The sequence below is a fragment of the Nonomuraea phyllanthi genome, from assembly GCF_006334985.2.
GTDB classification, from domain to species: Bacteria; Actinomycetota; Actinomycetes; order Streptosporangiales; family Streptosporangiaceae; genus Nonomuraea; species Nonomuraea phyllanthi.
The window spans coordinates 1-1187 of record NZ_VDLX02000059.1 but is presented as its reverse complement, the minus strand read 5'-3'; the positions used below and the strand labels follow the sequence as shown (position 1 = coordinate 1187).

Sequence of the window (1187 nt, the reverse complement as noted above, 5' to 3'; positions counted from 1 at the left end):
CAGCGTCACTGGATAGGACGGAACCCATCTTGCCCCACCTTGCCCACTCCCACGCTGTCGCCGGGATGATCCACCGGCTCAGCCAACCCGACTACGACCGCTGGGCCTCCCAGATCAAGCGGACCGGCGGCTGCCGCCAGCCCATCCACCTGCGCGGCAAGGTCGAACACTACGACCAGGCCACCGGTCGGCTCCTGCACCGCTACACCACCCGCACCGAACCCAACGGCGTCCTGCGCGTCCCGTGCAAGACCCGCCGCGCCTCCCGGTGCCCGGCCTGCGCCGAGGTCTACCGCGCCGACACCTACCAACTCGTCCGCGCCGGCCTCGTCGGCGGCAAGGGCGTGCCGGAGACGGTCAGCGCTCACCCGTGCCTGTTCGTCACCCTCACCGCACCGTCGTTTGGAGAGGTCCACGCTCGGCGGGAGAAAAACGGCAAGGTCCTGCCCTGCCACGCCCGCCGTGACGCCGAGACCTGCCCGCACGGGCGGGTCATGTCATGCACCAAACGGCACAGCGCCCACGATCAGCGACTCGGGGAACCGCTGTGCCCCGACTGCTACGACTATGACGGCTCGGTCCTGTTCAACGCCATCAGCCCGGAACTGTGGCGCCGCTTCACTCTCGCCCTACGTCGCCGCTTCGCCAGGCTCAACGGCCTGACCGTCAAGGCGTTGCGCGAACAGGTGATGATCTCCTTTGCCAAGGTCGCCGAGTATCAGAGGCGTGGCGTCGTTCACTTCCACGCGGTCATCCGCCTCGATGGTCCTGACGGACCGTCCTCGCCACCACCGGCCTGGGCGACCGCCGATGCTCTGGCGGAAGCCGTCCACCATGCGGCGGCGGTCGTCACCGCGGAGGTAAAGCCGCTCGGCCGGACGTTCCGCTGGGGCACACAGCTCGACGTCCGCCGCATCACGATGGATGGCGATCTCACCGAACAGGCCGTCGCCGCCTACATCGCCAAGTACGCCACCAAGGCGGCCGAATGCGTCGGCACGCTGGATCGGCGTGTTCAGCCGCTCGACAACCTCGATGAGTTGCCCGTCCGCGAGCATGCGTGAGGGGCTCCGACTATTCCGGACTCGACCCAAATGAAACTATATCACGCCGCAACCAAATTCCCGAACCATTCCTCCAGCACTTCTGAGGGCGGGCGATATCCTAACCCAGAGTGAAGTCTCCGC

The 1187-nt window shown here is 67.1% G+C and carries 1 protein-coding gene; it reads left to right on the top strand.

Features of this window, described 5'->3' with window-relative positions; genetic code table 11:
• The first annotated feature begins 65 nt into the window (after nt 1-65).
• Nucleotides 66-1064, top strand: coding sequence for a replication initiator (locus FH608_RS51135; protein ID WP_226900765.1), 999 nt, complete (start codon nt 66-68; stop codon nt 1062-1064).
• Nucleotides 1065-1187: the final 123 nt, after the last annotated feature.